The sequence below is a fragment of the Acidovorax temperans genome, assembly GCF_028596105.1.
Classification (GTDB): Bacteria; Pseudomonadota; Gammaproteobacteria; order Burkholderiales; family Burkholderiaceae_C; genus Acidovorax; species Acidovorax temperans.
This window is the reverse complement of record NZ_CP117193.1, coordinates 1,317,957-1,337,243: the sequence shown is the minus strand read 5'-3', so window position 1 is coordinate 1,337,243 and position 19,287 is coordinate 1,317,957. Positions and strand designations below refer to the sequence as shown.

Sequence of the window (19,287 nt, the reverse complement as noted above, 5' to 3'; positions counted from 1 at the left end):
GCAACGATTGGACGCAGCCATCACCGGATGCCTCAGTTCAGCCTGAAGCTGCCTGCCGGACAAACATGCTCACCAGTTGCCCATAGCCGAAAACATTCTTTCCTCCCGAATACCCGTACGCCACCTCCCCCCGAAACGCAAACCCCACATACAACATCCGCACATCGTTGAGCCTCGCCGGGAACAGCACAGCCTCATCCTCCTCCAGCGTCAGCACCACCAAATACGATGCGGCCTTGTCTCGCGCCCAGCACGCATACTCCGGCACTGCGCCGCATGCCACCCGAAGCCGGGCATAGCACGACAGCCACAAATCCCGTTCCCCCACCATGCCAAGCCGCTCCTCCGTTTCTCAGTTCTTCGCCATCAGAGCCCAGTGGCTGGTGTGGCTGTGCGCCTTGGGTGGGCTGACGGCGCCCTTGTCGCGCGCACTGCCCACAAACCATGTGCCTTGGCTGCAGTGGCTGGTGGAGCTAGCAGCGCATTGGCAGTGGGTCTATGCCACGGTGGGCGCTGCGGCGATGGGCCTGGCGGCGTGGATGTCGCGGCGCCGTGCTGCATGGTGGCTGGCTGTGCCCGCGCTGGTGGTGGCGGGGTCATTGGTGTGGCAGCCCGCCGCCCTGCCCCCAGCAGCCGAGCCTGACATCGCCAACGCGAAGGTGCTGAAGGTAGGCACCGCCAACTTGAATCTGGACACCACCGACTTCACGCCGCTGCGGCAATGGCTGGCATCTGCCGATGCGCCGGATGTGGTGTTTTTGCAGGAGTTCACCGAGCGGGCCCAGCGTGCACTGGACGATGACGCAGCCCTTGCAGCGCGCTACCCGCATCGGCTGGCTGTACCGCAGCCCGACCCGTTTGGGCTGGCGATCCTCTCGCGCCACGCGCTGGCAGATGCGCAGGTGCTGCAGCCCGCCACGGACCTCGATACCCTGCGTCTGCGCGCCACGCTGCTGTGGAACGGCCAGCCCGTGCACCTGAGCGCGCTGCACCCCATGCCGCCCATCAGCAGCGCCTTTGCCCAGGCGCGCGACAAGGTGCTGGAGGATGAAGCCCGGCACCTGGCCCAGGCGGGCGGGCTGAGCGTGATGGCGGGAGACCTGAACACCACGCCCTGGGCGCTCGGCCTGTGGGCCGCGGAGCAAGCGCAGATGCGCCGCGCGGGTCCTGCAATGCCCACCTGGCCCAACGCCTGGGGCTGGCTGTCGGTGCTGCCGCTAGACCATGTGCTGGCCTCGCCGGGGTGGCAACTGGTGGAGGCACACACGGGGCCGGACCTGGGCTCGGACCACCGGCCGATGGTGGTGCGGCTGGTGGCGCGGTAGACCAAGCCAGCGCCTGCGCGCCCAGCAGCGCTCAGCTGCCCTCACCCGCGATGGCCGCCGCAAGGCACTTGCGCGACCGTGTTCGCGGCACATGCACGTTCTAATGACTCCACACCGGGCCGCGCTGCACAACGCAAGGCGCGCCCTCTTTCCTCTCGAAGGCATTCATGACCGCCACCGCCATCCCCACCACCGCCCTACAACTGCGCTCCGTCGTCCAACCCGATGGCACGCTGCAAATCAGGCTGGAGCCCACGCCCGTGCCCACACCGGGGCCCGATGAGGTGCTGATCCAGGTGCAGGCCACGCCCATCAACCCGTCGGACATTGGCTTGCTGCTGGGCCCGGCAGACCTCTCCACCGTGCAGGTCACCGGCACGGCAGATCGGCCCGTGGCCACGGCCCGCATTCCTGAGCGCGCCATGCCCAACATGGCGGCGCGTGTGGGCCAGAGCATGCCGGTGGGTAACGAAGGGGCGGGCTTGGTGGTGGCCGCAGGCGCATCGCCCGCCGCGCAGGCGCTTCTGGGGCGCACGGTGGCGGTGATTGGCGGGGCCATGTATACGCAGTACCGCGCCATGCCTGCAACGCAATGCCTGGTGCTGCCACCGGGCACCACGGCGGCAGAGGGTGCATCGTGCTTTGTGAACCCGCTCACGGCCCTGAGCATGGTGGAGACAATGAAGCGCGAAGGCCACACCGCGCTGGTGCACACCGCTGCGGCCAGCAACCTGGGGCAAATGCTGCTCAAGATTTGCCAGAAGGATGGCGTGGGCCTGGTGAACATCGTGCGCAAGCCCGAGCAGGCGGCGCTGCTGCGCAGCCTGGGCGCGCAGTATGTGTGCGACAGCAGCGCGCCCACCTTCATGGCCGAGCTGACCGACGCGCTGGCCGCCACGGGTGCCACCATGGCGTTTGATGCCACGGGCGGCGGCACGCTGGCCGGGCAGATCCTGCAATGCATGGAGGCCGCCATCAACCGAAAGGCCCAGGAATACAGCCGCTACGGATCGGCCGTGCACAAGCAGGTGTATCTGTACGGCCACCTGGACACACGGCCCACCGAAGTGCACCGCACCTTTGGCATGGCCTGGGGCATGGGCGGATGGTTGCTGTTTCCGTTTCTGCAAAAGATTGGCCCGGAGGCCACCCAGGCACTGCGCGCACGCGTGGCGGCAGAGCTGAAGACCACGTTTGCCAGCCACTACGCACGCACGGTGTCGCTGGCGGGGGCACTGAGCGCCGAGGCGATAGCGTTCTACGGCCCGCGCAATACCGGGGCCAAGGTCTTGATTGATCCGTCGATGGCGTGAGCCAGCGCGGGAGTTTTCCTGTGACCTTGCGTTGAACCATTCCCCCCGCTCGGGCTGAGTTTGTGAAGTCGTACACCGCACTTCAACAAGCTCAGCGTGAACGGTTCCTAGGACGTGTTGAGAATCAGCGAGAGTTGATAACCCCAGCCGCGAGATAGATCATCGCTGCGAAGCTGGTATCCGTTTTGTCGCTACGCATGGCGATGCGCTTGAACTCCTTGAGCTTGCCAAAGAAGTTCTCGATCAAGTGGCGCCATTTGTAGACCTCCAGGTCAATCTCCAGTGGCGCTCTCCTGCGGGGCATCTGTGAGATCACCACCTGCGCCCCGCGCTTACCCAACTCCTGGATCAGCCAATTCACATCGAAGGCCTTGTCGGCAAGCAAGGCATCAAAGCGCACATCGGCAATCAGCTCTCTGACCCCTTTGGTGTCGTGGCGCTGCCCTGGCATCAAGACGAACTTCACCAGATTGCCCAATGCATCCGTCAGCGCCAGTATCTTCGTGGTCATGCCGCCCCTCGAGTGGCCTATGGCCTGGCCCGAAGTCCCCCTTTTGCCCCCTGGCCGTGCCGATGCACTTTCACAATCGTGGCATCCACCATCGCATATTCCATGTCCGGCTGCTCGCTCACTGCATCGAACAGACGTTGGAACACATCGGCCTTAACCCAGTCTCTAAAGCGTTTGAACACCGTGTTCCACTTGCCGAACTCTGGCGGCAGGTCTCGCCAGGGGCTGCCTGTGCGGGCAATCCACAGCACTGCCTCAACGAAGCGGCGGTTGTCTGTGCCGCTGCGTCCAGGATCACTTGGCTTGCCAAGGCAGTGCGGCTCCATCTTGGCCCATTGCTCGTCTGTCAGTACCCATCGAATGCTCATGCGCCTATTGCATCACAGCCCTCCGAGCCGTTGTGTTTGATTCTCAACAGCCCCTAGGCAGTGCCTGCGCTGCTTGCTACAAAATCAATAGCTGCTAGCGCTTTAATGGCGGGCGCTACAGGGCATTTTGATGAAAAACATCGCTCACACCCAAGCACACTTGCCCCGGCCCAGCAGCCCCAAGGGCCCAACGGGTGGGTAAATCCGCGAGAATCTCGGCCCTCAGCATTTCTTCTGCACCAGGCTCCCATGACCGACGCAACCTCTGCACCCGCCCTGCCCGACCACCTCTCGTCCGACCCGCGCAGCCCGCACCACAACGCCGCCGTGTTCGAGCACGACATTGGCATCCGCTTCAATGGCAAGGAACGTTTTGACGTGCAGGAATACTGCGTCAGCGAAGGCTGGGTCAAAGTGCCTGCCGGCAAGACGGTGGACCGCAAGGGCCAGCCCCTGCTGATCAAGCTCAAGGGCACGGTCGAGGCGTTTTACCGCTGACCCCGCCCGGCGCTGCCGCCTTCTCACGCCTGCATGACCCATACCGCCGCTTTGCCCGTGGCGCAGCCCGCGCCGCCCGGGCTGTGGGTCATCCACTGCGATGGCAGCGCCATTCCCAACCCCGGCCGCATGGGCCTGGGCGCCACGCTGCTGGCTCCCGACGGGCAGCAGCACACCCTTTCGCACACCAGCAGCCTGGTGGGTTGCAACAACGAAGCCGAGCTGCGCGCGCTGATGGCCGCACTGCGACAAGCCCACGCCCTGGGCGCACGCGCGATTGCCGTGCGCAGCGACAGCAGCCTCCTCATCGAACAATTGCGGCCGCCGCAACCAGGCCAGCGCCCCGCTGCCCCGATTACCCGGCTGGCCGAGCTGTTTGACAGCGCACGCGCCTGGCTGGCGCGCTTTGACAGCGTGCAGTGGCAGTGGATTCCGCGCCACCGCAACAGCGCCGCCGACACCCTGGCCCGCGCTGCCCTGGGCGCCCCGGCCAAGGTGGCCCCACACCCCAGCCACAAGAAAAAGAAGCGCTGAACCTCTGTTCAAAGGCACCGCCTGCACCGTGGGCCAGCATGGCGATGTCGCTCCTCCGTCATTGAAACGTCACAAAGTTGACGTTTTTGCAACAATTTTCCTGCATACTTTGCTGGTTTGGGCTCTTCTGCACGCATCCAGCCCGATGGCGCGGTGATGAGTGCAGGCGGTCTATCAAAGGCTGTGCAGCAGATGCTCTGCTCCTGCCCGGGTCTTGGACCTGTTCTCACATCTTCAAGGAAGGAACGACATGCGACGTAATGCACGCTGGGTGGTGCTTTTGGCAGGCGCTGGCGCGGTGCTGGGAACTGCCATGGCACAGAACAACAACGCAGCCGCCCAGGCGCGCGCTGCTGCCGCCAGCCCGGCCCCCAACTTTGCCAGCAGCCCCCGCGAAAAGCTCGTGGTGGCCATGCCCAAGACATATGCGCGGGCCGAGACCATGCTGCTGTGGGGCGACTACTTCAACCACCTGGCACGCTGCGGCAACCTGGACTTGCAGAACCAGCATGGCGAATCGCTGGAGCGCAGCTCCAACATCGACCTGCTGGGCGAGAAAGAGCTGATCGACGGCATCGCATCGGGCAAGGTGCAACTGGCCCAGGTCAACCCTGGCCTGGTGCCGCAACTGGTGGCAGCGGGGCAGCCCACGCCGTTCGCTGTGCCGGGCAACAAGGCATCGGGCAAGCGCAACTCTTACCACCTGATCCTGATTGCGCGGGTAGACAGCCCCTACAAGGAACCCAAGGACCTGATCGGCAAGAAGATTGCCCACTCCACACCCACCTCCAACTCGGGCAACCTGGCGCCGCGCGCGCTGTTCCCGGCCATTGGGCTGGTGCCGGACAAGAACTACGAAGTGGTTTTCTCCAACGGGCACGAACGCTCGGTAACGGGCGTGATGCACGGCTTTTACCCCGCAGCCGCCGTGGCCAGCGACCTGTACCAGCGCATGGTGCTCAAGGGCGACGTGAAGGGTTCGAGCATTCGCACGCTGTGGGAAAGCGCCCCCTTCATGACCGAGACCTGGACGCTGGGCAAATCGGCATCGCCCGATGTGCAAAACCGCGTGCAGAAATGCTCGTACGCCTACAGCTTCTCGCCCAAGCTCAAGCAGTTGCTGCCGGGCAACGACACCATGCTGCCCGTGAATTTCGAGCGTGATTTCGCGACGGTGATGGAGGTCTACAAAAAGACGCAGCAAGCCCAGGCGGCTGCGAAGTAAAGCCCCCCCGCGCCGGGCCCGCTGCGCTACCTGGGCTGGACGGTGTGGTCCCGGTCTGGCTTGCGCCAGGGGTCCACATGGGTCATCAGGTTGAGCACCCGGTGGCGCTGCATCACGCGCTGGCGGGCTTCCACCGCAATGTCGTGCCCCTCTTCCACGGTGATCTGGGCGTCCACCTCCAGGTGGGCATCCACCACCACCATGTCGCCCATCTTGCGGGTGCGCACATCGTGCACGCCCGCCACGCCGGGGGTGTCCAGCAAGGTCTGGCGAATGGCCTGCACCTCTTGCTCATCCACCGCGCGGTCCATCAGGTCGTGCATGGCGTCCCAGCCAAATTCCCAGCCCATCTTGCCCACCATGAAGCCCACGATCAGCGCCGCAATGGGGTCCAGAATGGGGTAGCCCGCAAGGTTGCCCGCAATGCCCACGCCCACCACCAGCGACGAAGCCGCGTCCGAGCGTGCGTGCCACGCGTTGGCCACCAGCATGCTCGACTTGACCTTTTTGGCCACCGCCAGCATGTAGCGAAAGAGCAGCTCCTTGCCCACCAGCGCGCCCCCGGCCACCCACAGCGCCACCGAGTGCACCTGGGGCACGGATTCGGGGTTTTCGAGCTTCACCACCGCAGACCAGACCATGCCCACGCCCACGGCGAGCAGCAGCAAGCCCAACACCAAAGATGCAGCGGTTTCAAACCGCTGGTGCCCGTAGGGGTGGTCTTCGTCCGCGTCTTTTTGCGAATGATGGTTGGCAAACAGCACCACAAAATCCGCCACCAGATCGGACAGAGAGTGGATGCCATCGGCAATCAAGCTCTGCGATTTGGCCCACACCCCCACCACGATCTGCACGGTGGACAGCACCAGGTTGACCACCACGCTGACCCAGGTGCTGCGCGAGGCGGCAGCGGCACGCTCTTGCGGCGTGTGCTCGGTGTCTTCGGTGTCGTCTAGTTCGTTCAAATTCATAGGTTGCAACCCAGGTACCGCAAAACCCTGCAGGCTACACGCGCCGTCTTAAGAATGCATTGAGACGCCGCAGCTTTTTGCCCGCACGGGCCAAGCCGTCAGCCTGGCACCGTCGCCGCAGCCACCAGCTTTTGCGTGTAGGGGTGCTCAGGGCGGTTCAGCACCGCGTCCACCGTCCCGCATTCCACGATGGCACCGTCCTTCATCACAAGCACGTCGTGCGCCATGGCGCGGATGACCTCCACATCGTGCGTGATGAGCAGGTAGCTCAGGCCCTTCTCTCGCTGCAGGCGCTGCAGCAAGGCCAGCACCTGTTGCTGGATGGTGACATCGAGGGCGCTGGTGGGCTCGTCCAGCACCAGCACCTGGGGCTGCACGATGAGGGCGCGGGCCACGGCCAGGCGCTGGCGCTGGCCGCCTGAAAATTCATGCGGGTAGCGCGCGAGCAGGCCAGGGAACTGCGCCTCCGTCAGGCCCACCTCGGCCAGGGCGGCCTCCACGCGGGTGCGGCGCTCGGCAGTGTGGATGCCGGGTTCATGCACCAGCAGCCCCTCGCCCACGATTTCTTCGACCGTGAGGCGCGGCGAGAGCGACGAGAACGGGTCCTGGAACACCACCTGCACCCGCTTGCGCAGTGCCTGGTTGGCGGGTGTGTTGCGGGTGGCTGGCTGCTGCCACGCCTGGCTGTTGACCTGCAGATCACCCTGCGACGGCAGCAGGCCCAGGATGGCCTGCGCCAGGGTGGACTTGCCCGAGCCCGATTCGCCCACCACGCCCAGCGTTTGGCCCGGCAGCAATTGCAGATCGGCACCCTGCACGGCCACAAACTCGCCCTTCTTGAACCAGCCGCGCACGCCCGGCAGCGGCGTGGGGTACGCCACGCGCAACTGGCGCGCTTGCACTACGGGCGGTGTACCTGCGGGCGGGGCCGCCTCCACCACATCGCGCCGGGGCTGGCTGGTGATCAGGCGGCGCGTGTAGGCATGCTGCGGGTTGGCGAACACCTCGGCCACAGTGCCCTGCTCTACCAGCACGCCCTGCTCCATCACCGCCACGCGGTCGGCAAAGCGGCGCACCAGGTTCAAATCGTGCGTGATGAGCAGCACGGCCATGCCGGTCTGGCGTTGCAGGTCAGAGAGCAAATCCAGAATCTGCCCGCGCAGCGTCACATCCAGCGCGGTGGTGGGCTCGTCGGCCAGCAGCAGTTGGGGTTCGCTGGCCAGGGCCATGGCAATCATGGCGCGCTGGCGCTGCCCGCCCGAAAGCTGGTGCGGAAAGCTGCCCGCGCGCCTGGCAGGCTCAGGAATGCCGGTTTTTGCTAGCAATTCAATAGCTGCTTGCGCACATTCTGCGCCGGTCAAACCCTTTTTTAGTATCAAGATCTCGGCGATCTGCTGGCCGATGGTCATGAGCGGGTTGAGCGCGGTCATGGGCTCCTGGAAGACCATGGCGATGTCGCCGCCGCGCACGCCGCGCATTTCGCGCTCGGACAGCTGCAGCAGGTCGCGCCCGGCAAAGATGGCCTGACCCTCCACCACCGCATCACCCAGCAGGCGCAGCAGGCTGAGCGCGGTGATCGTCTTGCCCGAGCCAGACTCGCCCACCAGCGCCAGCTTTTCGCCTCGGGCAATCTCGAAGCCCACGCCACGCACCACCGACTTGGCGCCAAAGCGAACCTGCAGGCCCCGCACCTGCAGCAAAGGGGTGGCGGGGGTTGTGCTGTGTGCCTGCATCACTTGTCGGCCTTTCGTGGATCCAGAGCATCGCGCAAGGCATCGCCCATGAAGGTCAGCAGCAGCAAGGTGACCACCAGCACCGCAAAGGTGGAGAGCGAAATCCACCAGGCGTCGATGCTGTTCTTGCCCTGGCTCAGCAGCTCGCCCAGGCTGGGGGTGCCGGGTGGCACGCCTAGGCCCAGAAAGTCGAGCGAGGTGAGCGCGAGGATGGCCGCACTCATGCGAAACGGCAGGAAGGTGACCACGGGCGTCATGCTGTTGGGCAGGATGTGGCGCCAGATGATGTGCCAGTTGCCCACGCCCAGTGCGCGGGCCGCCTTCACGTAGTCAAGCTGGCGGTTGCGCAAAAATTCGGCACGCACATAGTCCGACAGGCCCATCCAGCCAAACAGGCTCAGCAAAATCAGAAGCAGCGCAATGCTGGGCGCAAACACCGCGCTGAAGATGATGAGCAGATACAGCTCGGGCATGGAGCCCCAGATTTCAATGAAGCGCTGAAAGGCCAGGTCCGTCTTGCCCCCAAAAAAGCCCTGAATGGCACCGGTGACCACGCCCAGCACCACGCCCGTGGCCGTGAGCGCGAGCCCGAACAGCACGCTCACCCGAAAACCATAGAGCAATTGCGCCAGCAGGTCCCGCCCCCGGTCGTCGGTGCCCAGCCAGTTGTCGGCCGTGGGGGCCGAGGGGTTGGGCGACTTGGCAAAGTAGTTGAGCGTGTTGGGGCCGTAGCGGTTCAGGGTGTAGAGCGCCCAGTTGCCATCAGCACTCAGCCGCTGCTGGATGAAGGGGTCGAGGTAATCGGTGGGCGTGTCAAAGTCGCCCCCGAAGGTTTTTTCGGAATAGTCCCGCAGCATGGGGAAGTAGGTTTGCCCTTCATAGCGCACGATCAGGGGCTTGTCGTTGCTGACCAGTTCGGCACACAGGCTGACCAGTACCAGTGCGCAAAACAGCCACAGGCTCCAGTAACCCTGCCGGTTGCGCTTGAAACGCAGCCAGGCGCGGCGGGAGGGCGACAGTGAAGCGGATGCAGCGCTGTCAGATGCAGCGGGTAAAGAAGGTGTGGTGGAACCCATGGTGCGGATGGTTGCTTCGTCTTCCAAAGTCACACAGCGTCGTGCAGCAAGAGGGCCTTGCTGTACTGCAAAAATTCGTCCAGGTGCTTTTCAATGATGGCGACAGTGATGGGCAGTTGCAGGCTCTGGTAATCGTGCACCGCAATGTTGCGAAAGCCCACCATGCGCTGCAAGCCTGCAGCCAGCTCCTGTTCAATCCGGCCTGCACGGGCCAGCAGAGCAAACACATCCCGCGCACTTTGCGGAACGCCCAACCGGTCACGCCGGATCAGGTGCTGCCCCATGTCCAACGCGGCCTCACAGGCGCGTTGGATGTTCAAAATTGCGGCGTCCTGGCGGCTGAAATTGGTGGCAAAACTGGCGGGGTCACTGAAATACTCTTCGCGCGCGCGCTGCACGCAGCGCTCAATCGTTGCGGCCTTGTTAATCAGAACGTCATCCACCATACACGCTCCCACGCTGTTGAATGTCCGCCAGCAAGCCAGTCCGTGCAGCATCCAGCTCAGTCTTATCACTCAGGACAGCGCTCTCAAAAATAGCCGCCTGGGCATCTCTGGCCCACCAGCGCACGCCCTGCGTGATGACCTGGTACTGCATCACGGTGGAAGCAGCACGCAAATCCAGCAAATCGACAGGACAACCGGCCACATCAGCCAACTCGCCCGACAAGCTCCACAGCTGGTGCACATCGGCGTAACCAGCCACCAGGACTGCCAAGTCCAAATCACTCTGGGGCGTTGCCACACCGTGCACCCGGCTGCCAAAGGCATACACCGCCAACAGCCCAGGCAATTGAGCTTGTAGCAGGTGCACGGTGCGCTCTATCCCCTCAAGGGACAAAGGTGCGGGGAGCGTGTGCGTCGAGGGCATTACGAGTCTTTCAATCAAACTTCACGCGGGGGTCTACCCACACGTAGCACAGGTCGCTCACCAGCTTGGTCACCAAGCCGATCAGCGTGAACAAATACAGGGTGCCCAGCACCACTGGGTAGTCGCGGCGGATCACGCTTTCGTAGCTGAGCAGGCCCAGACCGTCGAGGGAATACAGCGTCTCGATCAGCAGCGAACCTGTGAAGAACGCACCAATGAACGCCGCCGGAAAACCGGTGATGATGGGGATGAGCGCATTGCGCAGCACATGCTTCCACAGCACCTGCCGGTCACTCAGGCCTTTGGCACGGGCGGTGAGCACGTATTGCTTGCGGATCTCTTCCAAAAATGCGTTCTTGGTGAGCATGGTGGTGACGGCAAAGCTGCCCAGCACCATCGACGTAATGGGCAAGGCGATGTGCCAGAGGTAGTCCGTCACCTTGCCCCACATCGACAGTTCTTCCCAGTTGGCCGAGGTGAGCCCGCGCAGCGGAAACCACTGCAACTGCCCGCCAAACACCACCAGCAGCGCCACGCCCAGCACAAAGCCCGGAATGGCATAGCCCACCAGCACCAGCAAGGTGGTGACCAGGTCAAACCGCGAGCCCGCCCGCACCGCCTTGGCCACGCCCAGCGGCACGGCCACCAGGTAGCTGATGAAGAAGGTCCACAGGCCCAGGCTGATGGAGACCGGCAGCTTCTCTTTCACCAGCTGCCACACATCCTTGTTCTGAAAAAAGCTGCGGCCGAGGTCAAACCGTGCGAACTGGCCCAGCATCTGAAAGAAACGCTCGTGCGCAGGTTTGTCGAAGCCGTACAGCGCCTTGATCTGCTCCAGCCGCTTGGGATCCACCCCCTGCGCGCCGCGGTAGCCCATGCCGCCGCCTTCGGCACCGCCGCCGCCAGCCATCCCGGCCTTGGCTTCGGCCATGTACTGCTCCACCGGGCCGCCGGGCACGAACTGCACCACCACAAAGGTGAGCAGCAGCACGCCCAGCAGGGTGGGAAACATCAGCAAAAAACGTTTGAGGATGTAGGCAAACATGGGCTGGTTGGGTGAAGTCCGAGCGTTGGGCTGTGGGGCAAGAAGGCGCTGGAGGCAAACGCTGCGCTGCTTCTCACTTCTTGTCAGGCGCCGTCTGCGGCGGGTTGCGCGCCCACCACGTGTCGATCGCCCAGCCCTCGCCACTGGCGTAGGGCGGCATGGCGTCCGGCCGCGCCAGCCGCCATGCGTTGTAGGCCATGCGGTGCGTGCCCGCCGTCCACTGCGGAATCAGGTAGTGGCTGTGGGCAATGATGCGTTCGAGCGCATGGCAGGCGGGCAGCAGTTGCGCCTCGGTCTTGGCCGAAGTCATGGCCTTGATCATCGCGTCCACCGCAGGGTTCTTCACGCCGGGGAAGTTGCCGGAGTCTTCCATGTCGGCCGCCGCGCTGCCAAACATGTCAGCAAACTCCTGGCCCGGGTTGTTGGTGCCCTGGTAGGCCATGGAGGTAATGTCAAAGTCAAACTTCTGCAGCCGCTGCTGGTACAGGGCAAAGTCCACCGAGCGGAACTTGAGCGTGATGCCGAGCTTCTCCAGCGCGCGCATCCAGGGCGTGACGGTGCGCACGCCACCTTCGTTGCTGTCCATGTATTCCAGCACCATGGCCTGGCCCTGGGCGTTGCGCAGGGCACCATCGCGCACCTCCCAGCCCGCTTCCTTGAGCAAGGCCTGGGCCCGGCGAAGGTTGGCGCGCAGTGACGAGTCGCCATCGGTGCGGGGTGGCACCGTCATGGGGCCGAAAGCGGCTGCGGGGATGTGCTTGCGCCAGGGTTCCATCAGCGCCAGTTCTTCAGGCGACGGGGTGCCCCGGGTCTCGCAGGCCGTATTGCCGAACAGGCCATTCACGCGCTGGTAAGCACCGTAGAACAGCTGGCGGTTCATCCATTCATAGTCCACCGCCAGGCCCAGCGCCTCGCGCACGCGCACGTCCTGCAGGAAGGGGCGGCGGGTGTTGAGCACATAGCTCTGAAAACCCGCAGGCAGCTTGTGCTTGAACTCGCCCTTGACCAGCTCGCCGGTATCGAACTTCTTGCCGTTCACGCGCCGGGCCCAGTCGCCCGCGCTGAAAAAGCGCATCAGGTCAAACTCGCCCGCTTTCAGGGCCTCGAGCCGCGCCGTGCTGTCTTTGTAGATCTTGACCAGGATGCGGTCAAAGTTGGCCGTGCCTTTGCGCACATTCAAATCGCGCGCCCAGTATTGCGGGTCACGCACGTAGGTGATGTCTTTGCCAAACTGCACCGGGCCGATCTTGTAAGGGCCGCTGCCAATCGGGATGTCGGTGACCACCTGATCGAACGGCTTGGCCTTGCCGTTTTCTACCCCCCAGTCGCGGCTGAACACCGGCAGGCCACCCACGGTGAGGGGCAGCTCGCGGTTGGGCAGCTTGAAGCGGTAGCGCACGGTGCGGTCGTCCACCACATCCACCCCGGCCACCTCAGCCAGCAAGGTTTTGTAGGCGGGCGAGGTAAAGGGGCCCACCAAAGTGTCGAAGCTGTGCTTCACATCCTGCGCCAGCACCGGCTTGCCATTGTGAAAGCGCGCCTCGGGCCGCAGGCGGAAGGTCGCCGACAGGCCATCTGCAGCCACGTCCACATCTTCGGCCAGCAGACCGTAGCCGGTGGCAGTTTCGTCTTGCGCCCCCACCAGTAGCGAGTCGAACATCAGCGACGACAGGTAGGCCGGCGCATTGCCTTTGATGGTGAACGGGTTGTACTTGTCGAACGTGGACACGCGCAGGTTGCTCACCAAACGCAGCTCACCGCCCTTGGGGGCGGCGGGGTTCACGTAGGCAAAGTGATCAAACCCGGCAGGGTATTTGGGCTCGCCCCACAGGGCGTAAGCGTGCGCCGCCCAGGCAGGGGCCGCGCCCCCGACACATCCCGCCAGCAAAAAAGTAAGCCAAAACCGCATGCGACAATTCTGCACTACGTTCATTGGCCACCGCACCGCTTGGCGCATTCCCCTATGCGCTAAGCCCGTGGGCCCCACCCCCATCCCCGAAGGAGAAGAAACATGGGTTTTCTGACCGGCAAGAAACTGCTCATCACCGGCGTGCTGTCCAACCGTTCCATCGCCTATGGCATTGCCAAGGCCTGCCACGAACAGGGTGCCGAGCTGGCTTTCAGCTACGTGGGTGAGCGCTTCAAGGACCGCATCACCGAGTTCGCTGCCGAGTTCAATTCCAAGCTGGTGTTTGACTGCGACGTGGCCAGTGACGAGCAGATTGCCCGCATGTTTGCCGACCTGAGCCAGGTCTGGCCCAAATTCGACGGGTTTGTGCACAGCATTGGCTTTGCGCCCCGCGAAGCCATCGCCGGCAACTTCCTGGACGGCCTCTCGCGCGAGAACTTCCGCATTGCGCATGACATCAGCGCCTACAGCTTCCCTGCCATGGCCAAGGCTGCCCTGCCTTACCTGAACGACAAGTCGTCGTTGCTGACGCTGTCTTACCTGGGCGCGCTGCGCTCCATCCCCAACTACAACACCATGGGCCTGGCCAAGGCCAGCCTGGAAGCCAGCGTGCGCTACCTGGCCGAAGCCGTGGGCCGCACCGAAGACGGCCGCAGCATCCGCGCCAACGGCATCAGCGCCGGCCCCATCAAGACCCTGGCCGCCAGCGGCATCAAGGACTTTGGCAAGCTGCTCAGCCGCGTGGCCGACGCCTCGCCCTTGCGCCGCAACGTGACGATTGAAGACGTGGGCAATGTGGCGGCCTTCCTGCTGTCCGATCTGGCCAGCGGCATGACGGCTGAAATCACCTACGTGGACGGCGGCTTCAGCCAGACCGCTGGGCTGAGTGCAGACCAGGTCTAAAACACGGGGCTGAACAAGCTTCACATCAAATTGGCTGCTAGCGCTTATTCCACAAGCGCTAGCAGCTATTTTTTTGATAGCAACACCTGACAACCCATGCATCGCAGACGCTACCTGACCTGGCTGAGCCTGGCGCCCCTGAGCACTCTGAACCCCCTGCTCCTGCTGGCTACCCCTGCAGCCTGGGCAGCCGATGCACCCGCCCTGCTGCTGGCCAATGTGTACCGCCCCGGCATGCCGCTGGCCGACTACTGGGTGAGCGAAAAATACGACGGCGTGCGCGGTTATTGGGATGGGCAGACGCTGCGTACACGGGGCGGCGAAACGGTGGCTGCGCCCGCATGGTTCACCGCAGGCTGGCCCGACACGCCCATGGATGGTGAGCTGTGGGCCGGGCCTGGCCGCTTTGCCCATGCCCAGTCCACCACGCGCCAGCAGCAGCCTGATGATGCCGCGTGGCGACAGATGCGCTTCATGGTGTTTGATCTGCCCGCCCACGGCGGTGTGTTCGACGAACGCCTGGCTGCCTTGAAAACGCTGGTCGCGTCCATTGAGCAAGACTGGGTGCAGGCCGTGCCCCAGCAACGCGTGGCAACGGATGCCGCCTTGCAGGCCCTGCTGCAACGCACGGTGCGCGCGGGTGGCGAGGGCCTGATGCTGCACAAAGGCAGTTCGCTGTACCGCTCGGGCCGCAGCGATGACCTCATCAAGCTCAAGACGCATGACGACGCGGAGGCCCTGGTTGTAGGCCACCTGCCCGGCAAAGGCAAGCACGCCGGTCGGCTGGGCGCCCTGCTGGTAGAGATGCCCACGGGCCAGCGCTTCAAGCTCGGGGCCGGGCTGACCGACGCAGACCGCGACCAGCCGCCGCCGCTGGGCAGCTGGGTGACTTACCGCTACCGGGGCACACACGACGGGGGCCTGCCCCGGTTTGCGAGCTTTGTACGGGTGCGGATCGACATGCCCCCTGCCTCGCCTCAAAACCCCCAATAAAAAACGCTCCGAGGCACGCCAGGGAGCGTTTGCAGCGGCTGGCGCGCTCACCGCGCCACGCTGTTCGTCTCAGATGGTGCGGCCGTAAGGGCCGTCGTCTCCCAGCTGCACGATGTTGTCGGCCGAGACGCGCGGGGCCTTCGCTGTCTTGGATGGCTTTCCTTCGGCGGCCACACAGTCGGCATAGAAGCGCACCTGCCCGTTCTCGTCCTCCACTTCCACCAACCCGTGGATGTCGGTTTCAAAACCGGGGCACAGCTTGGCGAATTCGCGGGCGAACTTGAGGTAGTCCACGATCTTTTTGTTGAAGACTTCGCCAGGAATGAGCAGCGGAATGCCGGGTGGGTAAGGCGTGACCAGCCCTACGGTGATGCGGCCTTCCAGATGGTCGATTTCCACACGCTCGGTCTTGCGCTGCGCAATGTGGGCGTATGCGTCCGAAGGCTTCATGGCAGGCGTCAGGTCCGACAGGTACATCTCCGTCGTCAGGCGGGCAATGTCGTACTTGGCGTACATCTCGTGCACGTGCTGGCACAGGTCGCGCAGGCCCATGCGCTCGTAGCGCTTGTGCTGCTGGCAGAACTCCGGAAGGATGCGCCACATGGGCTGGTTCTTCTCGTAGTCGTCCTTGAATTGCTGCAGCGCCGTCAGCAGCGTGTTCCAGCGGCCCTTGGTGATGCCGATGGTGAACATCACAAAGAAGCTGTACAGGCCCGTCTTTTCCACCACCACGCCGTGTTCGGCCAGGTACTTGGTGACGATGGACGCAGGAATGCCGGTCTTGTCGAACTTGCCATCCAGGCTCAGGCCGGGCGTGACGATGGTGGACTTGATCGGGTCCAGCATGTTGAAGCCGTCGGCCAGTTGGCCAAAGCCGTGCCACTTGCTGCCCTTCTTGCCCTTGGCGTCGCTGCGGATGATCCAGTCCTCCGCACGGCCCATGCCTTCGTCCACGAGCTTTTCAGGGCCCCAGACCTTGAACCACCAGTCGTTCTTGCCGAAGTCTTCTTCCACCTGGCGCATGGCGCGGCGGAAGTCGAGGGCTTCCAGAATGCTTTCTTCCACCAGCGCGGTGCCACCGGGCGGCTCCATCATGGCGGCAGCCACGTCGCAGCTGGCGATGATGCTGTACTGCGGGCTGGTCGAGGTGTGCATCAGGTAGGCCTCGTTGAACAGAGGTCGGTCGAGCTTCACCGTTTGCGAGTCTTGCACCAGCACATGCGATGCCTGGCTGATACCCGCCAGCAGCTTGTGGATGGACTGCGTGGCGTACACCACCGAGTGCTTGGGGCGCGCGCGCTTCTTGCCCATGGCGTGGTAGCTGCCATAGAACGGGTGGAAGGCCGCGTGGGGCAGCCAGGCCTCGTCAAAGTGCAGGTTGTCCACGTAACCATCGAGCATGCCCTTGATGGTTTCGGTGTTGTAGAGCACGCCGTCATAGGTGGATTGCGTGAGCGTCAGCACGCGCGGCTTCACCTTCTTGGCATCCACGCCCTTGAGCAGCGGGTTGGCCTTGATCTTGGCCTGGATGGCTGCGGGCTCGAACTCGCTTTGCGGGATGGGGCCGATGATGCCGAAGTGGTTGCGCGTCGGCTTCATGAACACGGGGATGGCCCCGGTCATGATGATGCTGTGCAGGATGGACTTGTGGCAGTTGCGGTCCACCACCACCACATCGCCGGGCGCCACGGTGTGGTGCCACACCATCTTGTTGGATGTGGACGTGCCGTTGGTCACGAAGAAGCAGTGGTCGGCATTGAAGATGCGCGCGGCGTTGCGCTCAGACTCGCCAATGGCACCGTTGTGGTCCAGCAGCTGGCCCAGTTCTTCCACCGCGTTGCACACGTCGGCGCGCAGCATGTTCTCGCCGTAGAACTGGTGGTACATCTGGCCCACAGGGCTCTTCAAGAACGCCACGCCACCCGAGTGACCGGGGCAGTGCCAGCTGTACGAGCCGTCTTCGGCGTAGTCCAGCAGCGCCTTGAAGAACGGTGGCTGCACGCTTTCGAGGTAGCTCTTGGCCTCGCGGATGATGTGCTTGGCCACGAATTCGGGGGTGTCCTCGAACATGTGGATGAAGCCATGCAGCTCACGCAAGATGTCGTTGGGCAGGTGGCGGCTGGTCTTGGTTTCGCCGTGCACGTAAATAGGCACTTCGGAGTTCTTGCGACGCACTTCACCGATGAAGTGGCGCAGGTTCAGCACGATGGGGTCCAGCTCATCGCCGCCCGTGAATTCCTCATCGTCAATCGACAAGATGAACGCGCTGGCGCGGCTTTGCTGCTGCGCAAACTGAGACAGGTCACCATAACTGGTCACCCCCACCACCTCAAAGCCCTCGGCCTCAATGGCCTGCGCCAAAGCGCGGATGCCGAGACCCGAAGTGTTCTCGGAACGATAGTCCTCATCGATGATGATGATGGGAAAGCGAAACTTCATGCGCAGCCTCCGTGAAACCGTGCCCTGCCCGGCCAAAAAACAAAATAGGCGCGAAGTGTACGGAATAACGGTGTCCTGCCTTTGAAGCGCCATCCTTTTAACCCAGAATGTGGTGCACTAAACACATCACACAGGCGCATCTGCGCAAGGAGGCTCCATGGAGGAATCCACCATCTGGTGGTTGCTGGCCGGAGGACTGGTGGTCGCAGAACTGCTCACCGGCACTTTTTATCTGCTCATGCTGGCCGTGGGCGTGGGTGCGGCGGGCATAGCGGCCCATCTGGGTGCATCGACCACCGTGCAAATCCTCACGGCGGCCCTGGTAGGCGGCGGCTCGGTGGTGGGCTGGCATGCCCTGCGGCGCAAACGCCCAGGCGATCCATCTGCCAGGGCTGACCGCAGCGTGAACCTGGACGTGGGCGAAACCGTCATGATCGAGAGCTGGAATGCGGACGGCACCAGCTCGGTCAAATACCGGGGCGCCAACTGGGTGGCCATCCACCGGCAAGGCGTGCAGCCTTCAACCGGCCCACACCGCGTTGCCGAGCTGGTGGGCAACCGTCTGCTGGTCGATCCGCTCTAGTCACCCCTTTGTTTTTCACATCGCAACCGAAAGGCGCATCCATGGAAATTGCCATCGTCATCCTGATCATCGCGGTCATCTTCATCGCCCGCTCCGTCAAGGTCGTTCCACAACAGAACGCCTGGGTCAAAGAACGTCTGGGCAAATACGCTGGCACCCTCACCCCTGGCCTCAACTTTCTGGTGCCTTTTGTGGACCGCGTGGCCTATCGGCACAGCCTCAAGGAAATTCCGCTCGACGTGCCCAGCCAAATCTGCATCACCAAAGACAACACACAGTTGCAGGTGGACGGCATCCTGTACTTTCAGGTCACAGACCCCATGCGCGCCAGCTACGGCTCCAGCAACTACATCATGGCCGTGACCCAGCTGGCGCAGACCTCGCTGCGCTCGGTGATCGGCAAGCTGGAGCTGGACAAGACCTTTGAAGAGCGCGACATCATCAACGCCCAGGTGGTGCAGGCGATTGACGAAGCCGCCTTGAACTGGGGTGTGAAAGTGCTGCGCTACGAAATCAAGGACTTGACGCCCCCGAAGGAAATCCTGCACGCCATGCAGCAGCAAATCACGGCCGAGCGTGAAAAGCGAGCCTTGATTGCCGCATCCGAAGGCCGTCGCCAAGAGCAAATCAACATCGCCACCGGCGAGCGCGAGGCCTTCATTGCCCGCTCTGAAGGTGAAAAGCAGGCCGTCATCAACAAAGCCCAGGGCGAAGCCGAATCCATCAAGGCCGTGGCCGAGGCCACCGCACAGGCCATTGAACGCGTGGCTGCCGCCATCCGCCAGCCAGGGGGGGAGCAAGCCGTACAGCTCAAGGTTGCTGAAAAAGCCGTGGATGCCTACAGCCAGGTAGCCGCCGACGCAGCCACCACCCTCATCGTGCCGAGCAACATGACCGAAGTGTCCGCCCTGATCGGGTCGGCCATGAAGATGGTGCAGACGACACAACGCGCTTCTTGAGCGCAGCATATGCGCAAAGAAATTCTGCGGGC

At 63.5% G+C, this 19,287-nt stretch carries 18 protein-coding genes and 1 pseudogene; 9 read left to right on the top strand and 10 right to left on the bottom strand.

What is annotated here, in order from left to right:
- Positions 1–37: 37 nt before the first annotated feature.
- Positions 38–331: a hypothetical protein gene (locus tag PQV96_RS06305; protein ID WP_207375559.1), complete on the bottom strand. Its 294-nt coding sequence runs from the start codon at positions 329–331 to the stop codon at positions 38–40.
- Here PQV96_RS06305 and PQV96_RS06300 point away from each other — a divergent pair.
- Both PQV96_RS06300 and PQV96_RS06295 read left to right on the top strand, forming a co-directional pair.
- Positions 330–1,325, top strand: a complete 996-nt coding sequence (locus PQV96_RS06300) for an endonuclease/exonuclease/phosphatase family protein (RefSeq protein WP_207375560.1) — start codon at positions 330–332, stop codon at positions 1,323–1,325. The two genes, PQV96_RS06305 and PQV96_RS06300, sit on opposite strands and share 2 nt — an antisense overlap.
- Before the next feature lie 167 nt (positions 1,326–1,492).
- Entirely contained in the window at positions 1,493–2,638 is a 1,146-nt protein-coding gene (locus tag PQV96_RS06295) for a zinc-binding dehydrogenase (protein ID WP_273624828.1), read from the top strand.
- Between the two features lie 124 nt (positions 2,639–2,762).
- Here the strand turns inward: PQV96_RS06295 and PQV96_RS06290 are convergent.
- Positions 2,763–3,475 (bottom strand): annotated as a pseudogene (locus PQV96_RS06290) (IS5 family transposase).
- A 291-nt stretch (positions 3,476–3,766) separates the two neighbouring features.
- On the opposite strand from PQV96_RS06290, the gene PQV96_RS06285 reads away from it, so the two are divergent.
- From PQV96_RS06285 to PQV96_RS06275, 3 genes are all read left to right on the top strand, one after another.
- Positions 3,767–4,015: a DUF3297 family protein gene (locus PQV96_RS06285; RefSeq protein ID WP_066698259.1), complete on the top strand. Its 249-nt coding sequence runs from the start codon at positions 3,767–3,769 to the stop codon at positions 4,013–4,015.
- Between the two features lie 33 nt (positions 4,016–4,048).
- Positions 4,049–4,549, top strand: coding sequence for a ribonuclease HI family protein (locus tag PQV96_RS06280; protein ID WP_066698262.1), 501 nt, complete (start codon positions 4,049–4,051; stop codon positions 4,547–4,549).
- Between the two features lie 250 nt (positions 4,550–4,799).
- Positions 4,800–5,774, top strand: a complete 975-nt coding sequence (locus PQV96_RS06275) for a PhnD/SsuA/transferrin family substrate-binding protein (protein ID WP_066698265.1) — start codon at positions 4,800–4,802, stop codon at positions 5,772–5,774.
- A gap of 26 nt (positions 5,775–5,800) precedes the next feature.
- Here PQV96_RS06275 and PQV96_RS06270 read toward each other — a convergent pair whose 3' ends face one another.
- The 7 genes from PQV96_RS06270 to PQV96_RS06240 all read right to left on the bottom strand — a co-directional run bounded on the left by PQV96_RS06270 (position 5,801) and on the right by PQV96_RS06240 (position 13,378).
- A complete protein-coding gene (locus tag PQV96_RS06270; protein ID WP_066698266.1) occupies positions 5,801–6,745 on the bottom strand; it encodes a cation diffusion facilitator family transporter in 945 nt (314 codons plus the stop codon).
- Positions 6,746–6,843: 98 nt separating this feature from the next.
- Positions 6,844–8,478: an ABC transporter ATP-binding protein gene (locus tag PQV96_RS06265; RefSeq protein ID WP_273624827.1), complete on the bottom strand. Its 1,635-nt coding sequence runs from the start codon at positions 8,476–8,478 to the stop codon at positions 6,844–6,846.
- On the bottom strand, positions 8,478–9,554 hold the full coding sequence (locus tag PQV96_RS06260) for an ABC transporter permease (RefSeq protein ID WP_207375263.1): 1,077 nt from the start codon (positions 9,552–9,554) through the stop codon (positions 8,478–8,480). The genes PQV96_RS06265 and PQV96_RS06260 overlap by 1 nt, the downstream gene beginning before the upstream one ends.
- Positions 9,555–9,583: 29 nt before the next feature.
- Positions 9,584–10,000, bottom strand: a complete 417-nt coding sequence (gene hepT / locus PQV96_RS06255; protein WP_066692162.1) for a type VII toxin-antitoxin system HepT family RNase toxin — start codon at positions 9,998–10,000, stop codon at positions 9,584–9,586.
- Positions 9,990–10,424, bottom strand: coding sequence for a type VII toxin-antitoxin system MntA family adenylyltransferase antitoxin (gene mntA / locus PQV96_RS06250; protein ID WP_082758637.1), 435 nt, complete (start codon positions 10,422–10,424; stop codon positions 9,990–9,992). The genes hepT and mntA overlap by 11 nt, the downstream gene beginning before the upstream one ends.
- A 10-nt stretch (positions 10,425–10,434) precedes the next feature.
- Positions 10,435–11,469, bottom strand: coding sequence for a microcin C ABC transporter permease YejB (locus PQV96_RS06245; protein ID WP_066692157.1), 1,035 nt, complete (start codon positions 11,467–11,469; stop codon positions 10,435–10,437).
- Between the two features lie 73 nt (positions 11,470–11,542).
- Entirely contained in the window at positions 11,543–13,378 is a 1,836-nt protein-coding gene (locus tag PQV96_RS06240) for an extracellular solute-binding protein (protein WP_066787289.1), read from the bottom strand.
- Positions 13,379–13,480: 102 nt separating this feature from the next.
- Between PQV96_RS06240 and fabI the strand changes: the two genes are divergently transcribed.
- A complete protein-coding gene (fabI, locus tag PQV96_RS06235) occupies positions 13,481–14,281 on the top strand; it encodes an enoyl-ACP reductase FabI (RefSeq protein WP_142081344.1) in 801 nt (266 codons plus the stop codon).
- 96 nt (positions 14,282–14,377) lie between these two features.
- Positions 14,378–15,274 carry a DNA ligase gene (locus tag PQV96_RS06230; RefSeq protein WP_207375261.1) on the top strand — a complete coding sequence of 299 codons (897 nt, stop codon included), beginning with the start codon at positions 14,378–14,380 and terminating at the stop codon, positions 15,272–15,274.
- Between the two features lie 69 nt (positions 15,275–15,343).
- Here PQV96_RS06230 and PQV96_RS06225 read toward each other — a convergent pair whose 3' ends face one another.
- A complete protein-coding gene (locus PQV96_RS06225) occupies positions 15,344–17,713 on the bottom strand; it encodes an arginine/lysine/ornithine decarboxylase (RefSeq protein ID WP_066698071.1) in 2,370 nt (789 codons plus the stop codon).
- Positions 17,714–17,870: 157 nt separating this feature from the next.
- Between PQV96_RS06225 and PQV96_RS06220 the strand changes: the two genes are divergently transcribed.
- Together PQV96_RS06220 and PQV96_RS06215 are read left to right on the top strand one after the other, a co-directional pair.
- On the top strand, positions 17,871–18,296 hold the full coding sequence (locus PQV96_RS06220; RefSeq protein ID WP_198847595.1) for an NfeD family protein: 426 nt from the start codon (positions 17,871–17,873) through the stop codon (positions 18,294–18,296).
- 41 nt (positions 18,297–18,337) lie between these two features.
- Positions 18,338–19,255 carry an SPFH domain-containing protein gene (locus PQV96_RS06215; RefSeq protein WP_066698073.1) on the top strand — a complete coding sequence of 306 codons (918 nt, stop codon included), beginning with the start codon at positions 18,338–18,340 and terminating at the stop codon, positions 19,253–19,255.
- The last annotated feature ends 32 nt before the right edge of the window (positions 19,256–19,287 follow it).